Source organism: Actinocorallia sp. B10E7 (genome assembly GCF_039871655.1).
Classification (GTDB): Bacteria; Actinomycetota; Actinomycetes; order Streptosporangiales; family Streptosporangiaceae; genus Actinocorallia.
In genome coordinates, this window is record NZ_JBDPLZ010000012.1 from 36,010 (window position 1) to 55,592 (window position 19,583).

Sequence of the window (19,583 nt, forward strand, 5' to 3'; positions counted from 1 at the left end):
CCGTCAGGGGCGGTCGGTGAAGCCGGTGCGGTAGGCCCAGACGACGGTCTGGGTTCGGGCGGGATCTAGTCGTTTCCGGGTTGCGGCGGGTGGGTGGCTGTGGTCTTTCGGTGGTCTGGTGTGGCGGTCATGGTGCGGATGAAGGTGCCGATTTCGGTGATGGCCTGGTGGCCTTCGGGGGTGAGGTCGGCGAAGGCTTGGAAGACGTGGATCTGGCCGGGCCAGATGTGCAGGTCGGTCCGGATTCCGGAGTGGTGGAGTCGGTCGGTCATGAGTTCGGCGTCGCTGCGCAGGGCTTCGATGGAGCCGACGTGGATGAGGACTGGGGGTAGGGCGGTGAGGTCGGCGTCCAGTACGGAGGGGGGTGGGGTTCCGTCGGGGGTGAGCATGGTGGCGATGCGGGCGAGCTGGTGGATGGGTAGGTAGGGGTCGGTGGGAGCGTTGGGGTGGTGGATGTTGTGGGCGCATTCGAGGTCGAGCCAGGGGGAGAGCGCGGCGATTCCGGCCGGGGCTGGAAGAGCGTGGAGGGTGGCGGCGAGGGCGGTGGCGAAGGCGAGGTGGCCGCCGGCGGAGTCACCGGCGATGACGATGCGGTCGGCGGGGATGCCGCGGTCGAGCAGGTGCCGGTAGGCGGCCAGGCAGTCCTCGACGGTCTGGACGAGGGTGGCGTCGGGGAGTTGCCGGTAGGCGATGTGAAGGACGGGGGCCTGCGCCGCGGTGGAGATGCGGGCGACGAGGCGGCAGTGGGTGCGCAGGCCGCAGCTGATGAAGGCTCCGCCGTGGAAGTACAGCACCATCCGGCCGCCGGTGTTGCGGCCGTGGACCCCTGGCCCCATGACGAGTTCGCCGTCGAAGCCGGGGAACGGGACGTGCTGCCGCCGGGTGCCGCGAGGGGCGGGGAGGAGGAGGCCCGCGTAGTCGGACAGCCAGGCCGCCCGTAGCACTGCCGGGGTGACCGGACCGTGGTCCAGGATCGGACGGACCGTCGCATGGAGCGCTCGGGCCAGTATCCGTGCCCCGATGGAGGACGGTTGCGGCGACGGTTGCGGCTTGGTGACCGCATGTCCGGATGGGCTGGGGTGAACGGGATCGGCGGTCATGCGCCGACCGGACCGTCGGCGCGCTGGTCGGCGCTGTAGGCGTAGTCGTCCAGGTTGTAGGCGCGGGCGCGACGCCAGGTCTGGAAGCCCGACTGGGGGCGGATGAACGGTGAGTTGCCGTGGCGGTCGAAGTAGTAGCTGTTGGAAGTGGCGCAGGAGGACTGGGCGAGGATCGTGCTCTTCATGCGGCGCCGCATGTCCTCGGTGAAGGCGTCATGGGGCTGTTGCCGGATGACGACGCGGGTGGCGTGGCGGCGCTCGGCCTCGGTGAGGCAGCGGACGATATGGGTCGCGCTGTTTTCGATGATGGCGAACCAGGACGCGCCCGACACCGTGTACGGGCCGTTCATGAGCCAGTAGTTCGGGGTGTGGGTCGAGGCGAGGCCTTCATAGTTGGCGTAGCCGTGGGTGTCCCAGTGCTCGCCGAGGTTCACCCCGTCCAAGCCGACGACGGGGAACGGCGGCATCGCCCCGACTTCGAGGACCTTGAAGCCGGTGGCCAACACGAGCGCGTCGATCTCGCGGTGCAGGCCGTCGCGGGTGGTGATCCCGGTGGGGGTGATCTCCTGGATCGGAGTGGTCACCAGTTCGACGTTCTTCCGGGTGAAGGACCGCAGGTAGGTGTTGGAGAACGATGGCCGTTTGCAGCCGAACCCGTAGGTCGGGGTGAGCTTGCGGCGGGTCTCGCGGTCGGGGACCTGGCGGCGCAGATGCGCCTTGCAGATCTGTTCGGTGATCCGGACGATGAACGGGATCTTGTCGTAGTGGACGATCCCGAGGACCATGACCGCCTCGGAGGCGACCGTGGTGCCGAGCCGCACCAGGCGCTGCAGGGGAGGCGCCAGTCGGAACAGGCTGCGGACCGGTGCCGGGATCGGGAGGTCGACCTTCGGCAGGACCCAGATCGGGGTGCGCTGGTAGACCTTCAGGTCGGCGGCCTGCTCGGCGAGTTTCGGGATGACCTGGAGGCCGGAGGCGCCGGTGCCGATCACCGCGACCTTCCTTCCGGCCAGGTCGAGGTCGTGGTTCCAGCGGGCGGTGTGGACGATGTCGCCCTTGAAGGTGTCGATGCCGGGGATGGCGGGGTTCTTGATCTGGTCGAGGGGGCCGACCGCCGATACCAGGAACCGCGCGGTCAGCCGGCCGCCGTCGGTGCCGATGCGCCATAGCCGGTTCTCCTCGTCCCAGGTGGCGGACTCCACCCGGACGCCGAGCCTCATGTGGGGGTGGAGCCCGTATTTGTCGGCGCAGTGTTCGGCGTAGGCGCGCACTTCGGCGCCGGGTGCGAACGCTCGCGACCAGGACGGGTTGGGCTCGAAGGAATAGCAGTAGGTGGCTGAGGGGATGTCCACCGCGACACCGGGATAGGTGTTGTGCCGCCATACCCCGCCCACCGACGGGGCGGCGTCCAGGATGACGAAGTCGTGGCGGTCGGCGCGGCGCAGCTGGATCGCGACGCCCATGCCGGAGAACCCGGCGCCGACGATCACGATCTCGTGGTCGGGTGCGCTCATGCTCGTCTCCTGGACTGCTCGATGAGGCGCTCGTCGTGTTCGCCGCGGGTGCCGAAGACGGGTGGGTATCTCATGGTTCTCCTCAACGGGGTCGAGCGGGTCAGGTGCGGTCGGCCGCGGAGTCGGTGAGGACACGGCGGAGGATCTTTCCCGTCGGGGTCCGGGGAATGCCGTCGACGATGTGCACCTCGCGTGGAGTCTTGTAGCGGGCGAGATGGTGCTTGACGTGGTCCTTCAACAGGTCGGGCAGACCGTCGGCCGCACCGGCTGGGACGACGAACGCGGCCAGTCGCTGCCCGAAGTCGGCGTCGGGGACGCCCAGGACGGCGACGTCGGCGACGGCCGGATGGGCGGCCAGCAGGTTCTCGACCTCCTGCGGGAACACGTTCTCCCCGCCGGAGACGATCATGTCGTCGGAGCGGCCGTCGATGAACAGCAGGCCCGAGGCATCGAGGTGGCCCAGGTCGCCGGTGTCCATCAGGCCCCCGCTCCCATGGCCGTCGGCGATCATCGCCCCGCCCACGAAAATCCGTCCCGTCGTCCCGGCGGGGAGCCGGCGGCCGTGGTCGTCGCGGATCTCGACCGGGACGCCGAGCACCGGACGACCGACGGTCTCGGGGGCCGTACGCAGGTCCGCGGGGCTCGCGATGGTGGCGATCCCGATCTCGGAGGAACCGTACCCATTGGCCAGCACCGCCCCGAAGGCGTCCGTGAACGCTTTGACAGTGTCCGGCCGCACCGGTGCGCCGCCGGTCAGCACCGCCTTCAGCGACGAGACGTCCCGGGCGGACCGTTCGCCCTCCGGCAGTTCCATGATCCGTTGCAGCATGATCGGAACGGCCGCCAGCACCGCGACCTTCTCCTCTTCCATCACCCGCAGCGCGTCCGCGGCGTCGAACCGGCGGCGCAGCACCGCGGGGCAGCCCAACAGGAGGGCCAGCGCGAGATAGATCAGCCCGAACCCGTGGAACAGCGGCGGGGCGATGAGGATCGGCCGGCCTGTGCGAAGGTCGAGCCGGTCGATGGCGGAGACCATCGGGCCCAGAATGCCTGTCGACTCCGGCGTCCGGCCGACGCCCTTCGGCGCACCCGTCGTCCCCGAGCTCAGCACCAGGATCCGCCCCGACCTCGCCGGGCCCGCAGGTGCACGCCGCCTCAGCGCGATGAGGAGGTCGATGCTCTCGTTCCGCCCCGCCGACTCCGACGACGTGTTGATGCGTGGTCCCGCGTGGGCCTGGTCGAGGACGGTGGCGAACTCCTTGTCCGCGATGACCAGATCGGCGGGATGCCGGGACAGGGTGTGCGCGAGCTGGGGCCCCGCGAACTCGGTGTTCAGCGGCAGCAGATCGGCTCCGGTCGCCGCGGCGGCGAGTGCCGCTTCGACGAATCCGCGGTGGTTGCGGCACATGACGGCGACCGTACGTCCGGGCCCGATCCCGTACCGCTCGGCCAGCGCCCCGGCGAGCGCGCCGACCCGGTCGTGGAGCTGCCGGTAGGTGAGATGGCCCCGTTCGTCGCTGACCGCGATCCGGTCGGGCCAGCGCGCCGCCGCGATCCCCGACAGCGTGGCGAGTGTCAGCCCGCGCCCGCGAACCGCCCGGATCATCCCCGCCAGCCGCCCCGGCGGCACCGCCCCGACGATCCCCGCCCGCCGCAGCACCGGAATCGCCTGCCTGAACAGTCGGACGGCATCGGCGCCCGCGCCCTCCGCTGGACTCGCGGTGCCCCGTGCCGGCATCGCTGACACCCCGGCCAGCGCGCTCGGGGTGTCGCGGCTCAACCGGTGGACGCGCGCCAGGACCGGTTCCTGCACGCCACGGCTCAGCAGTGACAGCAACTCGGCCGACCCGACCCACCACGGGCCGATCGCGCGAGGCCGGTCGATGATCGCCCGGTACACCAGCCCTGCGGCCTGCTCGGGGAGCAGCCCCGGCAACCGCCGCATGATCGGGGTCGGCGCGCTCATCCGCGTGTAGATCAGCGCCATGTACAAAGTGGTGACGGTCACGCCGTCGGACCGGATCTCCGGGGTGACGCTGCGCAGCCAAACGTCGAACGCGGCCTTGGACGCCTGGTAGGCGCCCCATCGCGGGCTGGGGAAGACCCGCACCCCGATGGTCGAGACGTTCACGATGTGCCCGCCGTGCTCACGCATCGACGGCAGGAGCGCCAGCACCAGCCGGATCGGCCCGAGATAGTTGACGCCGATGGTGCGGGTGAAGTCGTGGAACCGATCGGTCTGCAGTGCCACCGACCGGCGCATCGATTTGCCGGCGTTGCTCACCAGCACATCGATCCGCCCGTAGGTCTCCAGCAGCTGCTTGACCAGCTCCTCCACGGCCACCGGATCCGACAGATCACACGGATGGGTGTGCGCCTTCCCTCCTTCCCCGCGGATCTGCTCGGCGACGGCTTCGAGCTTGTCCGCCGACCGAGCGACCAGCAGCACCCGCGCTCCCGCACGGCCCAGTCCCCGGGCGGTCGCCTCGCCCAGCCCGTGCGAGGCCCCCGTCACCAGCACGACCCGGCCCCGCACCGCCCCTTCCAACGCCGACCCGGCCACCGTCCACGACGGATTGACCAGCCGGTCGAGCAGACTGCGCCCCATCACCACTCCAAATAATGGTATTATTTGAGTGTCATGATTATCCAGGTATCGATGTTCTGTCAATGGTATGATTCCGATCATGGCCCGCCTGACCCGTCCCGAGACCCAGGCCCGCAATCGCGAGCATTTGCTGAGCGCGGCCGAGAGGCTGTTCCTGCGCGACGGCTACCAGTCGGTCTCGATCGCGAAGATCGCCGATGAGGCCGGTCTGTCGACCGGCGCGGTCTACTCCAACTTCACCGGCAAGCAGGAGATCGCCCTGCACGTCGTCCGCGGCGTCCAAGAGAGGTACGCGAGCCGACTGGAGGAGATCCTGCACACGATCCCCGACCCGAACGCACTCCGGGCGCTACGGGAGTGGGCCGATGACGGCCTGGCGTCCGGGTGGCCTCGCCTGGAGCTGGAGTTCGCCCTGGACGCCAAGTCCGACACCGCCCTGCTCGAAGCGGAGGCGGGACGCCACCGCTCCGTCGTCGCCCGGCTCGCCAGATCCCTGGAGAAGATCAGCCCCGCCATGGCGCCGCTCGCCACCCAGGGCGCCGAGGCCATCATCAACCTCGCCATCGGCGTGGCCGTCCGCCATGTCATCGACCCGACCGTCACCGCCCAGCCCATCCAGGACCTGCTGGAGACCCTGTTCGCGGCCACCGGCCTCACCCCCGGCGCCGCCGAGTCGCACTGACGTTCGCAGGGAATCGGCGGCCGAACGCGACAAGATCGCCGTCCGGAGACGTTCCCGCACCCGGAAGGCGATCCTTCCTCGCATCGCCGGAATCAGCCGTCGCCCTTCACCGCCTTGCCGTTGAAGCGGTCATCGAGGAACATGACCGAGGCCGGTTCGGCGAAGATCGTGCCCAGCACGTGCTCGGCGATCGGGTAGACCTGCCAGGTGACATCGGCGCCCTTGGCGCACCAGTCCTTTGGCAGCTTTGGCGCAAAACCCCACAGCACGCTCACCGCGTCCAGACCACGGACGTGCGTGCCCGTCGAGAGTGGCGAGATCCGGTAGATCCGCTGAGATGAGGCGGCGATCCCGGCCGACCGCAGGTAGGCCTCCACCGTGTCGCGGTAGGTGGCGGGCCGTCCTAGTTGGTCGCCGGGGGTGGGAAGGTGGGGCGACAGGAAATGTGGTGCGCGATGACCGCCTTCGGGCGGTGAGGCGGTGATCGCCGGATGGCGGCCAAGGGCGGAGACCGGGCAGCGCGCCGACGCGCTTACCTTCGCCGCCGCCCTGCAGGTGATGCTCCACTCCGCCCACCGCAGCCCAGGCTCATCGGAGGTTCGGCCGTTCGGGGAGCTGGGTGAGATGCGGGCGGAGGTTCACCAGGCGATCGGGATGGTCGCGGTACAGCTGGATGCGGGCATCTGACCTACCACCGTCCTGTGCGCACGCCCAGGGCCTGAGCTTTCAGAAAAGTGTGACCGACCATGCCGCGTGAAGAGCTTCTGGCCCAGGTGTTCGTCGAGCTGGCCGACACCCTGATAGCCGATTTCGACGTGATCGAGTTCCTGCATCTGCTCACCGAGCGGTGCGTGCAGGTGCTGGAGATCGACGCGGCCGGGCTCCTGCTCACCGACCAGGTCGACCGCCTGCAGCTGGTGGCCGCCTCCAATGAGCAGTCACGGCTGCTGGAGCTGTTCCAGCTCGAGGCCGAACAGGGTCCCTGCCTGGACGCCTACGCCACCGGAACCCCGGTCATCGTCCCGGACCTGGCCGCTGAGACCGGCCGGTGGCCGAGGTTCACCGCGGTCGCCCACGAGCGCGGCTTCGCCGCGGTGCACGCTCTGCCGATGCGGTTGCGTGACGAGGTCATCGGCGCCCTGAACCTGTTCGGCACCGCCCCCGGCGGCCTGGACGCGAGGACCGCGGCGTTGGGGCAGGCGTTCGCCGATGTCGCCACGATCGGGCTGATCGGTGAGAGGGCCGCCCGTGAGCAGGCGCTTCTGTCCCAGCAGCTCCAGATCGCGCTCAACACCCGGGTCCTGATCGAGCAGGCCAAGGGCATGCTGGCCGAGCGCGGCAGCGGGTCGGTGGATGAGGCGTTCGTCGTGATGCGCGCCTACGCCCGCAACAACAACCGCAAGCTCACCGACGTCGCCACCGGCGTCATCAACGGCGACATCCTCCTGCCCGAATCCGCCCGCACCCGCCCGCCGTCCTGACCGATCCCGGCCCGGACGAGGTGACCTGGTCAGGCGGCGGTGGGAGCGGCCCCGGGCGGCACAGGTTCCGGAGCGGGCCCGGCCTGGGCGGTGAGGGCGGCCGACAACCCGTCCAGATCGGGGTGCAGGGACAGGACCCGGTCCACCCCGGTCAGGTGAAAGACCCGGGCGACCCGGTCATGCGCCCCGGCCATCTCCCAGCCGATCCCGCGGGCCCGGCATCGTTTCAGCGCGCCGATCAGGACACCGATCCCGCTGGCATCGCAGAACCCCACCCCGGCCAGGTCCACCGCGACCCCGCAGGCGGCGGCGTCGATGGCGGACGACAACCGATCGCCCAGCCAGCCGCTGTTGGACGCGTCGATCTCCCCCCTTAGGGACACCAGTGCGTAGGAGCCCAGACCACCGGAGGCAACCGCCAATGCCGTCCCGCAGCTGTCGCTCTCCATCGACTCTCCGCCACCGTCCGCGACGCCGCGGGACTGATCCTGGACCCGCACACCACCGCCTTGGGAAGAGACCGGCGCGGGGCGCTCATCGGCCGATGGCCCAGGTAGGGCCCCGCCGGTCATGGCGGCCTGCCCCGCCAGGGGCGCCGACCCGTGCAGGACCGCCGCCTGGATGCCGGCGATCGCGGCGTCCACCGTCGCGATCGCCCGGTGCAGCCGCAGCGCCGCCGCAGGATGGTCGATCACGCCAAGGACCAGATGCAGATCCAGACCCACCGAGAACAACCACCTGATGATCTCCGCCGCAGGGTCATCGGCAGCCCGATCCAGGCCGCCCTTCCCCACCGGATCCGGGTGAAGAGCATGCCCCTCACCCCGCCAGGCGGCACCGTCACCTGACCGTGTGTCCCCGACGTTCTTGTGGAGCGGCCCATCCATGCTCAACCCCCGGCCCCGGCCGGTGCCTGCGCCACCGGGCCGGCACTCGCCAGGGCCTCGATCGACAGGAGCAACCCCAGAGCGGCCGGACCATGCTCGGAAACGAAGATCTCCTCGTCCCCGCCCGGGACCTCACCGCCACGGCAGGACGGCACAGCACAGGACGAAGACACGACCGGAGGGACGAAGGGAGGCTGACTCATGCCGGAACTCCTCACGACGATTCACTGGCAGAACATTGCGTGAACGCCGCCAGGGACCGGAGCGACAAGATCAGCAGACTCCCGGGCCGCAGCCCAAGAAGGAGATGAACTCTGCGTTCAGGCTACGCCCGGCCAGGCCACGAGGGAACCCCGCCGAGGGCCGTTCTCATCCGCAGCGGACAGACGCGACTCTGAGCGGAGAGCCCCCCGCACAGAGCGGAGCTCCTCAAAGGCGTCCCCCCACGGAGGGTTCTTTCCGGCCCGATCGAGATCCCCGCAGGCCGGACGGCCGAGGTCGCCCCGATCTCCCTGCCGGGACGTGGACCTGACCCCGTCCCGGCATCCTCGCCTCGGCCGAGGAACACATCCGGAAGATCAACCCGAACGCCCGGGTCGGTGCGGATCAGGGCGCCGTCCAGCACGAGATGGAGTTGGCCGTCCCGCTCGGCCTTGCGCAAGCGGACCAGCACCAGCAGGGCTTGCCGCCCCGGGTTCGGCAGCCGCCAAGCGGACCCGATGGCCTTGCGGTGCCGGCGGATCGCCCCGGCCAGGTGGTTCAGCGTTGAGGACGACAAATCGACGGCGGCACGACGGCGGCACGATAGAACAGCACCGAAGCTCCTGGTTGGAATGGGTGTTGGTTGGTGATCAAGCCATCTACCAGGGGCTTCTTCATGTTCGGGGCCGGACCGTCAACCCGCGATCATGCTGTGATCAGCGCACCCGAACCGAGGATGAAAAAGGTTCAATGATCGGGCTCATCGGACGAACCAGGAGGGTCGTCGAAACGTCCATGTCTGCGTGTCGAGAAATGATCTGGCCCTGGGACGGGCGTTGGCGTTGCGCATCATGGACGGGCTGGACCGGGAGCTGACCCTGGTCGAGGAACTGGTGGGCGGTCCGTTGGAGGCGGCCAGGAGGCTGCGGGACGGGTGGCGGGCGGGAGAGCCCGGAAACCTGCACTGGGACAACAAGTCAGTGGAGGTGTTCACGGCCGAGATCTCCATGGCGCGCTCCGAGTACTACGGTGCCTCTTTCCGGCCGTGTCTCTTCGATCCCCACCACGAGAACGCCGACGCGAGGGTGTTGTGGCGGCCGCAGGGAGGCGCGCCGCGGCTGGTGGCCTGCTGCGCCGCCGATGAGGCTCTCCTCAGAGGCGGAAAGCCTCCAGCGGTGCGTCTCGTCCCCACTCTGAAGGGCATGGCGCCGCTCTGGGAGGGCTCTTCGGTCGACGCCCGCTGGCTGCTGGGCCACCACGCGGCCACCGGGACCGGCCCCGTCTGGGACGCCTTCCGCGACACCCCCCTCGGCCACGAACTCAACCGGATCCGGGCCGCCTGACAGGCCGGGGAGCCGGTCCCGGTGCGAGAGCTTCATCCGGCCGGGACGGAACGGGCGGTCTGCGCCCGGCCGGACGGGTCACCCCGGTGCCCGGGGCGTCACGGGTAGTTCGGGTTGTTGGTGTCGGGGATCTGGATATTGATCGACTGCCCCTCGGACAGGAAGAGCAGCGCGAACTTGCGGAGGAACTCGTCGAAGGTCCAGTAGGCCGCCGGCGCCAGCGGGAACGGCAGCAGGCCCTCGCGGACGGCGATGAACGGGCCCCAGGACGTCTTGAGGAGGTTGTCCCACAGCAGGTAGCGGGGGATCTTCAACCATCCGGCGATCTCGTCCCCGAGCAGGAAGCGGGTGAACGAGCCGAGGATGGACTTGCTGAGGATGGTGCCGTCGATCTGCGCGCCGAGGCTGAGCAGGATGTCGGCGAGCTTGACGCCCTCGGGCGTCGGGGCCAGGAGCGTGTCCAGGGACTGCTTGGCCTGGGACTCGGCCGCGTCCCAGGAGGCGGGGATGTACTCCTCCTTGATGCCGAGCATGTACGCGGTCAGCTGCCACGAGTGCAGGAAGGCCGTGGCCTCGTCGGCGGGGATCGGCACTTTCCAGTTCTTCAGGTGCCGCATGACGGTCGTGGGCAGGCTGTGCCAGGTGACCATCATGTCCATCTGGCTGATCGGGATCTCCTCGTCGGCGACCTTGTCCCAATACGGGGACTGGGGCAGCAGGTGGCGCACCCCGGCGTGCGCCAGCCGGGTCTTGACGCAGGTGACGATCATCTCGCCGTCGGGTTTGAAGGCGTTCGCGGTGCCGATGTCGTACCCGAGCTTGGCGGTCTTGGAGATGCGGTCCTTCATGTCCGCGCCGCCCTGCGAGTAGTAGACCGCGCGGGCCTCCTTGGGGATGACGGTGCTCATCATGCCGCTGGCGAACCCGTACAGCACGCCGAGGTAGAGCCCGCGCTTCTCGTTGAACTCGAAGGCCGTGTCGAGCTTGCTCTGGTCGGACCACGACGGCAGCGCCCGGGCCTGCTCGATGAAGTTCTTCAGGTCGCTCGGCAGTCCGGCCGGCAGCGTCTGGCCGTTCTTGGTCCAGTTGCGCAGCAGCTTGTTGACCTCGGGTACCTTGCCCGTCTTGATCAGGTCGGCGACGATCGGGTCGGCCACGTCGTCCCAGACCCACCGCGGGTCGGCGCCGGCGCCGGCGCCGACCACCGAACCCGTGGGGGACCAGGTCCATGCGGGTGTCGCGACGCTCAGCGCACCGAGTGCGCCCAGCGTGCCTCCCCCGATCAGCACATTGCGTCTGCTGGGTCTCTCCATGCCTTCGCTCCTCATCTCAGGCTGGGAACACCTTTGCTGATACGGTGATACACAAACTGCTTCTGCGTATCACTGTTTCAAGTCAATAAAGCACGGTGTGACTGCTGTCACAAGGCCCATATCGCGGGGACCCGCGGATGATCGAATGGGAAGCGATCATTCAGGGAGGGGATCATGGAACCTGTGCGTCCAATGGCGGACTTCAGCCGGCCGGGACGGAGCGGGAGGTCCAGACCCGTCCGGATGGGGTGCGCCGGGTGCCTCGGGCGCCGATGATGAGCAGGCACTTCATGTCGATGGACTCGGGACGCAACTCGCCCAGGGTGGTCACGGTCAGCGACTCTTCGGCGCGGCCGATGTCGCGGCCCACGATGACGACGGTGTCGGCGGGGCGGTGCTCCAGGAGGATCTTCCGGGCCTCGGCGACCTGGGTGGTGCGGGAGCGGGAGGCCGGGTTGTAGACGCCGAGGACGAGGTCGGCCTCGGCGACGGCGCGCAGGCGCTTCTCGATGACGTCCCACGGCTTGAGGCGGTCGGAGAGGCTCATCACGGCGAAGTCGCCGCCGATGGGGGCTCCGGCCCGGGCGGCGACGGCCTGGACGGCGGTCATGCCGGGAACTACGCGGATGGGGACGTGCCGCAGGTCGGGGTGTTCGGCGGCCTCGAAGACGGCGGCGGCCATGCCGAAGACGCCGGCGTCGCCGCCGGAGACCACGGCCACGCGTTCACCGGAAGCCGCCAGTCGCAGGGCGGACGATGCCCGGTCGACCTCCACGGTGTTGCCGCTGGCGTGGCGCCGCAGGCCTGCCCGCTGGGGTACGCGGTTGACGTACGGGGCGTAGCCGACGACGTGGTCGACGTTCGCCAGTGCCTCGGCGGCCTCGGGGGTGAGCCACTCGTCGGGGCCGGGTCCCAGGCCGACGACGAGCAGCTCGGCGGCTTCCGCCGCGGCCTCGGGAAGCGGGTCGGGCCGGGCGGAGGGCGCTTCGGTGAGACGGGCCGCGGGGGCGCTGGTCTCGCGGACGCCGTTCACGGTGTCTCCGGTGACCACGATGACGGAGAAGTACGGGACGGCCGCCGGGTCGACCTCGCGGACGGGGCGCCAGCACTCCTCTGGCATGGAGGCGCGTTCGACGTACAGGGCGTCGTCGAGGCGGCCCGCCTCGGCCAGGGCCTGGAGCACGCCGGGGAAGGCGCGGCCGAGCTTCATGATGATCGCGCCCTGGGTGTCGGCGAGGCGGCGGGCCAGTTCGGGTACCGGCAGGGTGCCGGGCAGGACCGTCAGGACGTCGGTGTGCCGGACGAGAGGGCTGGCGATCGCCGCCGTCGCCGCCGACACCGAGGTCACGCCCGGCACGATCTCGGAGGGGAAGCGGGAGGAGAGGCGGTCGTGCATGTACATGTACGAGCCGTAGAAGAGCGGGTCGCCCTCGGAGAGCAGGACGACGTCGCGTCCGGCCTCCAGATGCCGGGCGAGCCGTCCGGCTGACTCCTCGTAGAACTCCGCGATCGCTCCCGAGTAGCCGCCCGGATGGTCCGTCGAACCCGTCGTCACCGGGTAGATGAGCTCCTCTTCGACGGCTCCGGCAGGGATCAGGGAGTCCGCGATGCGCCGGGCGTTGGAATGCCCAGTGGCCTTCGCGTGGTAGGCGACGACGTCGGCCTCCGCGATCAGCCGCGCGGTCTTCAGGGTGATGAGTTCGGGATCTCCGGGGCCGACGCCGACCCCGTACAGCTTTCCGGTCATTCGGCTTCCTTCGCGAGGGCGTTGAGGGCCGAGGCGGCCATGGCCGAGCCGCCGCGCCGCCCTCGGACGGCGAGGAACGGCAGGTCCAGTTCGGGCGCGCACGCGATCAGCGCGTCCTTGGACTCGGCAGCCCCGATGAAGCCGACCGGCACGCCGATGACGGCGGCGGGCCGGGGGGCTCCGTCGAACAGCATCTCCAGCAGGTGGAACAGGGCCGTCGGGGCGTTCCCGATCGCGACGACCGCGCCCTCCAGCCGGTCGGCCCACAACGACACCGCGGCGGCCGAGCGGGTCGTGCCCCACTGTCGGGCGAGGTCCGGGACGCGCGGGTCGCGCAGGAGGCAGAGCACCTCGTTGTCCTTCGGCAGCCGGGCGCGGGTCACCCCGGAGGCGACCATGTTGGCGTCGGTGAGGATCGGCGCTCCCGCCTCCAGCGCGGCGCGGGCCGCCGACACCAGACGCTCGTGGACGACGAGGTCCCCGGCGAGGTCCACCTGCCCGGTGGCGTGAACCATGCGGACGGCCACCTTCTCGGCGTCGGCCGGCAGGTGCGAGAAGTCGCTCTCGGCGCGGATGGTCGCGAACGAGTCCACGTAGATCGCGGCCCCGTCGTCGGCATAGGCGAACCGCCTGGTCGGGCGAGTCGGGTTCATCGAAACTCCTAGGAAGACCCCGGCCTCAGCCGGGGAGGGCACGGCGAAGCCGCGAAGGTCGAAGGCGCGCGGGGCGGCGACATCCGCGGATCGGTGGGAGAGCCCCGCGGCCGGCCGCGGGAACTCCGTTTCATCAGGACGAGAAGGAGATCAAAACAACTCCGAAGCGGACATATCGGGAATGATGATGCTGTGCCAGGGCGTCACGATGGCCCGCGAGCCCAGCGACGCCAACCGGACGGCTTCCCGCGCGGGAAGGAGGCCGTCCGGTACGGCGAAATGCCCGGCCTGACGTCCGTCGTCCTGCTCGATCCCACCGAACGGCGGCACGGTCGCGACGGGGTCGGGGCACCGCTGCTCGGGCGGCGGGGCGTCGAGCAGTTCGCGTCCGGTCCGGGGGAGTTCGTCGACGTGCCAGGCGGCGGAGTCGCCGGTTCCCCGGGCGCGCAGGAACTTTCGGGCGAAGGCGAGGAGCGCCTCGGGTGCTTCGGAGAGCGGGACGACGGGACCCTGGTGGGCGGTGCCGATCCGGAGTCGGGCGCGGGAGGCGTCCAGGGCGAACAGGCCGAGGTCGAGGCGTCCGGCGGACACGTCGCCGCGGCCGTCGTCCAGGCAGAACAGGAACTTTCCGGGCAGGGCGGCGAGTCCGGGATCGGCGCACAGGAGCCGGTCGAGTTCGGCGGCGACCGGGCGCAGGTTCGCGCGTCCGGAGGCCAGCCCGGTCAGCGGGGAGACCAGGATGTTGCGCACCCGGTCATGGGCCGGGCTGGGCAGCAGGCCGGTGGCGCGCACGGCGTCGACGAGATCGGGGGAGAGGCGGTCGCCGGCGTGGGCGATGCCGCGGATCTGCAGGTTGGCGCGGCTGGTGAGGTGCAGGTTCCCGTCGCCGAAGGTCTCGGCGATCGCGGCGAGGCGGCGCAGCGCGTCGGCGTCGAGTTCGCCGCCGACGAGGCGCAGCCTGATGAGGGCGCCGTCGTCGGCGATCCAGGGTCGCAGCACGCCGGGGCATCGGTCGGCACGGTCACGGGTCACGGGCGCCATGGTGCCACAGCGCTGCAGATGCTCCCGAACGGCGCATGATGGACATCAGTGGTGTCGTCGGACGCTGGTACATTGCTTCTGCCTTGGTGCTCGGGAAGCCGGTGTGAATCCGGCGCGGCCCTCGCCACTGTGAACGCCGAGTCGTACGACCCTCGCCGACGAGCCCGCTCGTCGGAGGCCACTGGACGCCAGTCCGGGAAGGCCGGACGTACGGCGCTGACGCGTGAGCCAGGAGACCGGCCGGGGCGCGTCATGTTTCCACGAGGGTCTGGAAGTAGAAATGCGCAGTCGAACGCCCGTGCCCTGCCGCGATCCGCATCCCCCTGCCCGCAGGCGGTGCGTCGTGCCGCGGCACTCATGCTGAGCGGGGAGCCGGACGGCGGGACCGCCGCAGTGCCGGCCGGGATGCCACCGGGGGAAGCCACCCGCAGGGGCGAGCTGCTCGGCTTGGCGCGAAGCCTGCCGGGAGCCTCGGCCTCCTTCCTCCAGCCGGCCGATCCCTCGTTGAGCAGAGAACTCACCCGTCCCCTCGCATCTCGCGACCGAGGAGAGTCATGACGCGCATCGCCCTGCTGTCCACGTCCGACACCGACCTGCTGTCGGCCCGCGCGTCCGGATCCGACTACGCGCTCGGCAACCCCTCCCGGCTCGACGTCGCCATCGACCTGCCCGGCCTGCTCGACGGCGCGGAACTCGTCGTCGTGCGGATCCTCGGCACGGCTCGCTCCTGGCAGGACGGCCTCGACGCGATCGCCGCGCGGGACGTGCCGTTCGTCGTCCTCGGCGGCGAGCAGACCCCGGACGCCGCGCTGATGGCGCTTTCGACGGTGCCCGTCGGCGTCGCGGCCGAGGCCCACCGCTACCTGGCACAGGGAGGGCCCGGCAACCTCGCCCAGCTCCACGCCTTCCTCACCGACACGGTGCTGCTCACCGGCGTCGGCTTCGAGCCCCCGGCGGTCGTCCCCGACTGGGGCCATGCGGCGCGGGACATCCCGCCGGGCGACCTGCCCAAGATCGGCATCCTGTACTACCGCGCCCACGAGACCAGCGGGAACAACGCCTTCGCGCACGCCCTCGCCGACGCGATCGACGCGACCGGTGAAGCCGTCGGCGTCCCGCTCTACGTCTCCTCGCTGCGCTCGGCCTCCGACGAGCTCTACGCCGAGCTCGCCGCGTTCGACGCGATCATCGTCACGGTCCTGGCCGCCGGCGGCACCTCCCCGGCCGCCGCGAGCGCCGGGGGAGACGACGAGGCCTGGGACGTCGAGCGGATGCGCGCCCTGGACGTCCCGATCCTGCAGGCGCTGTGCCTGACCTGGTCGCGCGAGGCCTGGGAGGGCTCCGACGACGGCGTCTCCCCGCTGGACTCCGCCACCCAGATCGCGATCCCCGAGTTCGACGGGCGCCTCATCACGGTGCCGTTCTCGTTCAAGGAAATCGACGAGGACGGCCTGCCCCGCTACGTCGCGCACCCCGAACGGGCCGCCCGGGTCGCGGGCATCGCCGTCGCCCACGCGCGGCTGCGGCGCGTCCCTGCGGCCGAGCGCCGCGTCGCGATCGTGCTCTCGGCCTACCCGACGAAGCACAGCCGCATCGGCAACGCCGTCGGCCTGGACACCCCGGTCTCCGCCGTCCGCCTGCTGCGCGCGATGCGCGAACACGGCTACGACCTGGGCGCTCCCGGCGAGCTCCCCGGCCTCGACCCGCTGCCGCCCGTCGAGGGCGAGGCCCCCGACACCACCGCCGGCAACGCCCTCATCCACGCGCTCATCGAGGCCGGCGGCCAGGACGAGGAGTGGCTGACCGACGCCCAGCTCGCCGGGAGCGCCGTGCGCATCCCGGCCGCCGACTACCGCGAGTGGATCGAAGGCCTGCCCGCCGAGCTCACCGACGCGATGACGGAAGCGTGGGGGCCCGCCCCCGGGAAGCTGTTCGTCAACGAGGACGACGAACTCGTGCTGGCCGTGCTGCGGGCCGGGAACGTCGTCATCCTCATCCAGCCTCCGCGAGGCTTCGGCGAGAACCCCGTGGCGATCTACCACGATCCCGACATGCCGCCGTCGCACCACTACCTGGCGGCCTACCGCTGGATTGAACGCGGCTTCGGCGCGCACGCCGTCGTCCATCTCGGCAAGCACGGCTCGCTGGAGTGGCTGCCCGGCAAGAACGCCGGGATGTCCGCGGCGTGTGCGACGGACGCCGCCCTCGGGAACCTGCCGTTCGTCTACCCGTTCCTCATCAACGACCCCGGCGAAGGCGCGCAGGCCAAGCGCCGCGCGCACGCCGTGATCGTCGACCACCTGGTGCCGCCGATGGCGCGGGCCGAGACGTACGGCGACATCGCGAAGCTCGAGCAGCTCCTCGACGAGCACGCCAACATCGCGTCCATGGACCCGCCCAAGCTCCCGGCGATCCGCGCCCGCATCTGGACGCTGCTCCAGCAGGCCCAGATCAACCGCGACCTCGGCCTGGACGAGCGGCCCGACGACGAGGAGTTCGACGACTTCCTCCTGCACGTCGACGGCTGGCTGTGCGAGATCAAGGACGCGCAGATCCGCGACGGCCTGCACGTGCTCGGCCAGGCGCCGGAGGGCCCGGCCAGGGTCGATCTCGTGCTGGCGATCCTGCGCGCCACCCAGATCTGGGGCGGCGACACCAAGGCGCTGCCGGGACTGCGCGCGGCGTTGGGTTTGAAGCAGGACGCGCCCGCTGCCGAGGTCGACGCCGCCGAGGAGACGGCACGTTCCCTGGTCTCGGGCCTGGAGGACGCGGGCTGGGACCCCGCGAAGATCCCCGGCCTCGTCCGGGACCGCCTCGGCCGGGACGACGAGACCGTCGCGAAGGTGCTGGAGTTCGCGGCCCGGCAGGTCGTCCCGCGGCTCGCGGCCACCGGCGGAGAGATCGACGCCGTCCTGCACGCGCTCGACGGCGGCTTCATCCCCGCAGGGCCGTCCGGCTCGCCGCTGCGCGGACTGGTCAACGTCCTGCCGACCGGCCGCAACTTCTACACCGTCGACCCGAAGGCCGTGCCGTCCCGCCTCGCCTACGAGACGGGCCGCTCCATCGCCGAGTCGCTGCTGGCCCGGCACCTGGAGGACACCGGTGAGTACCCGCGCTCGGTCGGCCTGTCGGTGTGGGGGACGTCGGCGATGCGCACGTCCGGCGACGACATCGCCGAAGTCCTCGCGCTGCTCGGGGTGCGCCCCGAATGGGACGAGGCGTCCCGGCGCGTGAACGGGCTGGCCGTCATCCCGATCGAGGAGCTGGGACGGCCCCGCATCGACGTCACCGTCCGGATCTCCGGTTTCTTCCGCGACGCGTTCCCGCACGTCATCGCGATGCTCGACGACGCCGTCCGGCTCGTCGCCGAACTGGACGAACCTGACGAGCAGAACTTCGTCCGCGCCCACGCCCGCGCCGACCTGGCCGCGCACGGCGACGAACGGCGCGCCACCACCCGGATCTTCGGCTCCAAGCCCGGCTCGTACGGGGCGGGCATCCTGCAGGTCATCGAGGCCGGGAACTGGCGCGACGACGCCGATCTCGCCCAGGTCTACACCGCCTGGGGCGGTTTCGCCTACGGTCGCGGCCTCGACGGCGTCCCCGCCGAGGAGGACCTGCGCGCCAACTACAGCCGGATCACGGTCGCCGCCAAGAACATCGACACCCGCGAACACGACATCGCCGACTCCGACGATTATTTTCAGTACCACGGCGGCATGATCGCCACCGTCCGGGCGCTGACGGGCAGGGCCCCCGCCGCCTACATCGGCGACTCCACCGCCCCGGACGCCGTGCGGACCCGCCTGCTCGCCGAGGAGACCGCCCGGGTGTTCCGCGCCCGCGTCGTCAACCCGCGCTGGATCTCGGCGATGCGCCGCCACGGCTACAAGGGCGCGTTCGAACTCGCCGCCACCGTCGACTACCTCTTCGGCTACGACGCGACGGCCGGCGTCGTCCACGACTGGATGTACGAGGCCCTCGCCACGTCCTATGTCCTGGACGAGGAGGTTCAGTCGTTCATGCGCCGCGCCAACCCGTGGGCGCTGCGCAGCGTGATCGAACGCCTCGACGAGGCCGCGGAACGCGGCCTGTGGGAGTCGCCCGATCCTGCCTTGCTGGACGGCCTGCGGCAGGTCTACCTCGAAGTCGAAGGCGACCTGGAGGACGACGCCCGGTGAGACGCGTCCGCATCATCGGCATCGGCCCCGGCCACCCCGACCAGGTGACGGCCGAGGCCGCCCGCGCGATGAACGAGGCCGACTACTTCCTCGTCCCCGACAAGTCGGCCGACCACGCGGGCACGGACGGTTTGCTGCGCGCCCGCGAGGAGATCTGCCGCCGCCACATCCCCGGCGAATACCGCGTGGTGACCGTCCGCGACCCCGAACGCGACCGCGACGACCCGTCCGATTACCGCCGCGCCGTCGAGGACTGGCACGAGGCCCGTGCCGCCGCCTACGAGCAGGCGATGCTGGAACACCCCGGCGACGTCGGCTTCCTCGTCTGGGGCGACCCCTCCCTGTACGACTCGACCATCCGCGTCGTCGAACGCGTCCTGGCCAGGGGCGCCGTGTCCTTCGACTACGACGTCATCCCCGGCGTGAGCAGCCTCCAACTCCTCGCCGCTCGCCACCGCCTCGTCCTCAACGACATAGGCACATCCCTGATGGTCACCACCGGCCGCCGCCTCCCCGCAGAGGCCGCGGCGGGCGCCGACAACCTCGTCGTCATGCTCGACGGCGCCCTCCGCTGCCGCACCCTGCCCGCCCCGTCCGCCTGGCACATCTGGTGGGGCGCCAACCTCGGCTCCCCCGAGGAGGCTCTCGCCTCCGGCCGTCTCGACGAGGCCCTGGACGACATCGTCAGCGTCCGCACCCGGGTCAAAGCCGCCGCAGGCTGGGTCATGGACACCTACCTCCTCCGCCGCCTCCCGTCCGGCGGCACGGAAAGGTAGTCGCTGATGCGGCGGAACCACCAGGCGTATTTCTCGAAGACCCGCATGTGATGCCC

General features: G+C 70.6%; 15 protein-coding genes, 1 pseudogene and 1 riboswitch. Of the genes and pseudogenes, 6 read left to right on the top strand and 10 right to left on the bottom strand.

Going from position 1 to position 19,583, the window contains the following annotated elements:
- Nucleotides 1–65: 65 nt before the first annotated feature.
- The 3 genes from ABGB12_RS30230 to ABGB12_RS30240 form a co-directional block, all read right to left on the bottom strand.
- On the bottom strand, nucleotides 66–1,100 hold the full coding sequence (locus ABGB12_RS30230) for an alpha/beta hydrolase (protein ID WP_347683081.1): 1,035 nt from the start codon (nucleotides 1,098–1,100) through the stop codon (nucleotides 66–68).
- Nucleotides 1,097–2,614, bottom strand: a complete 1,518-nt coding sequence (locus tag ABGB12_RS30235; RefSeq protein ID WP_347683083.1) for an NAD(P)/FAD-dependent oxidoreductase — start codon at nucleotides 2,612–2,614, stop codon at nucleotides 1,097–1,099. The genes ABGB12_RS30230 and ABGB12_RS30235 overlap by 4 nt, the downstream gene beginning before the upstream one ends.
- A 100-nt stretch (nucleotides 2,615–2,714) precedes the next feature.
- A complete protein-coding gene (locus ABGB12_RS30240) occupies nucleotides 2,715–5,222 on the bottom strand; it encodes an SDR family NAD(P)-dependent oxidoreductase (RefSeq protein ID WP_347683085.1) in 2,508 nt (835 codons plus the stop codon).
- 79 nt (nucleotides 5,223–5,301) lie between these two features.
- Between ABGB12_RS30240 and ABGB12_RS30245 the strand changes: the two genes are divergently transcribed.
- Entirely contained in the window at nucleotides 5,302–5,904 is a 603-nt protein-coding gene (locus tag ABGB12_RS30245; protein ID WP_347683087.1) for a TetR/AcrR family transcriptional regulator, read from the top strand.
- 92 nt (nucleotides 5,905–5,996) lie between these two features.
- Here the strand turns inward: ABGB12_RS30245 and ABGB12_RS30250 are convergent, their stop codons facing one another.
- Entirely contained in the window at nucleotides 5,997–6,281 is a 285-nt protein-coding gene (locus tag ABGB12_RS30250) for a lipase family protein (RefSeq protein WP_347683089.1), read from the bottom strand.
- A gap of 369 nt (nucleotides 6,282–6,650) precedes the next feature.
- Here ABGB12_RS30250 and ABGB12_RS30255 point away from each other — a divergent pair, with 369 nt between their 5' ends.
- Nucleotides 6,651–7,385, top strand: a complete 735-nt coding sequence (locus tag ABGB12_RS30255; RefSeq protein ID WP_347683091.1) for a GAF and ANTAR domain-containing protein — start codon at nucleotides 6,651–6,653, stop codon at nucleotides 7,383–7,385.
- A gap of 29 nt (nucleotides 7,386–7,414) precedes the next feature.
- On the opposite strand, the gene ABGB12_RS30260 is transcribed toward ABGB12_RS30255, so the two are convergent.
- Nucleotides 7,415–8,080 (bottom strand): STAS domain-containing protein, encoded by a 666-nt coding sequence (locus tag ABGB12_RS30260; RefSeq protein ID WP_347683093.1) that lies wholly within the window; start codon nucleotides 8,078–8,080, stop codon nucleotides 7,415–7,417.
- 12 nt (nucleotides 8,081–8,092) lie between these two features.
- Here ABGB12_RS30260 and ABGB12_RS30265 point away from each other — a divergent pair, with 12 nt between their 5' ends.
- Nucleotides 8,093–8,233, top strand: a complete 141-nt coding sequence (locus ABGB12_RS30265) for a hypothetical protein (RefSeq protein WP_347683095.1) — start codon at nucleotides 8,093–8,095, stop codon at nucleotides 8,231–8,233.
- A 694-nt stretch (nucleotides 8,234–8,927) separates the two neighbouring features.
- Here ABGB12_RS30265 and ABGB12_RS30270 read toward each other — a convergent pair.
- A pseudogene (locus ABGB12_RS30270) lies at nucleotides 8,928–9,107 on the bottom strand (hypothetical protein); the annotation flags it as partial.
- A gap of 169 nt (nucleotides 9,108–9,276) precedes the next feature.
- On the opposite strand from ABGB12_RS30270, the gene ABGB12_RS30275 reads away from it, so the two are divergent.
- Nucleotides 9,277–9,816 (top strand): hypothetical protein, encoded by a 540-nt coding sequence (locus tag ABGB12_RS30275; protein ID WP_347683097.1) that lies wholly within the window; start codon nucleotides 9,277–9,279, stop codon nucleotides 9,814–9,816.
- 98 nt (nucleotides 9,817–9,914) lie between these two features.
- Here the strand turns inward: ABGB12_RS30275 and ABGB12_RS30280 are convergent, their stop codons facing one another.
- The 4 genes from ABGB12_RS30280 to ABGB12_RS30295 all read right to left on the bottom strand — a co-directional run bounded on the left by ABGB12_RS30280 (nucleotide 9,915) and on the right by ABGB12_RS30295 (nucleotide 14,570).
- Nucleotides 9,915–11,129, bottom strand: coding sequence for an oxygenase MpaB family protein (locus ABGB12_RS30280; RefSeq protein WP_347683099.1), 1,215 nt, complete (start codon nucleotides 11,127–11,129; stop codon nucleotides 9,915–9,917).
- Nucleotides 11,130–11,331: 202 nt separating this feature from the next.
- Entirely contained in the window at nucleotides 11,332–12,876 is a 1,545-nt protein-coding gene (locus ABGB12_RS30285) for a precorrin-2 C(20)-methyltransferase (protein ID WP_347683101.1), read from the bottom strand.
- Nucleotides 12,873–13,529, bottom strand: coding sequence for a precorrin-8X methylmutase (locus ABGB12_RS30290; RefSeq protein WP_347683103.1), 657 nt, complete (start codon nucleotides 13,527–13,529; stop codon nucleotides 12,873–12,875). The genes ABGB12_RS30285 and ABGB12_RS30290 overlap by 4 nt, the downstream gene beginning before the upstream one ends.
- 150 nt (nucleotides 13,530–13,679) lie before the next feature.
- Nucleotides 13,680–14,570: a nitrite reductase gene (locus ABGB12_RS30295; protein WP_347683105.1), complete on the bottom strand. Its 891-nt coding sequence runs from the start codon at nucleotides 14,568–14,570 to the stop codon at nucleotides 13,680–13,682.
- A gap of 48 nt (nucleotides 14,571–14,618) precedes the next feature.
- A riboswitch (cobalamin riboswitch) is annotated at nucleotides 14,619–14,830 on the top strand.
- A 294-nt stretch (nucleotides 14,831–15,124) separates the two neighbouring features.
- On the opposite strand from ABGB12_RS30295, the gene cobN reads away from it, so the two are divergent.
- Nucleotides 15,125–18,751, top strand: coding sequence for a cobaltochelatase subunit CobN (cobN, locus tag ABGB12_RS30300; RefSeq protein WP_347683107.1), 3,627 nt, complete (start codon nucleotides 15,125–15,127; stop codon nucleotides 18,749–18,751).
- On the top strand, nucleotides 18,748–19,527 hold the full coding sequence (cobF, locus tag ABGB12_RS30305; RefSeq protein WP_347683109.1) for a precorrin-6A synthase (deacetylating): 780 nt from the start codon (nucleotides 18,748–18,750) through the stop codon (nucleotides 19,525–19,527). Before cobN ends, cobF begins: the two co-directional genes overlap by 4 nt.
- Nucleotides 19,528–19,583 lie beyond the last annotated feature (56 nt).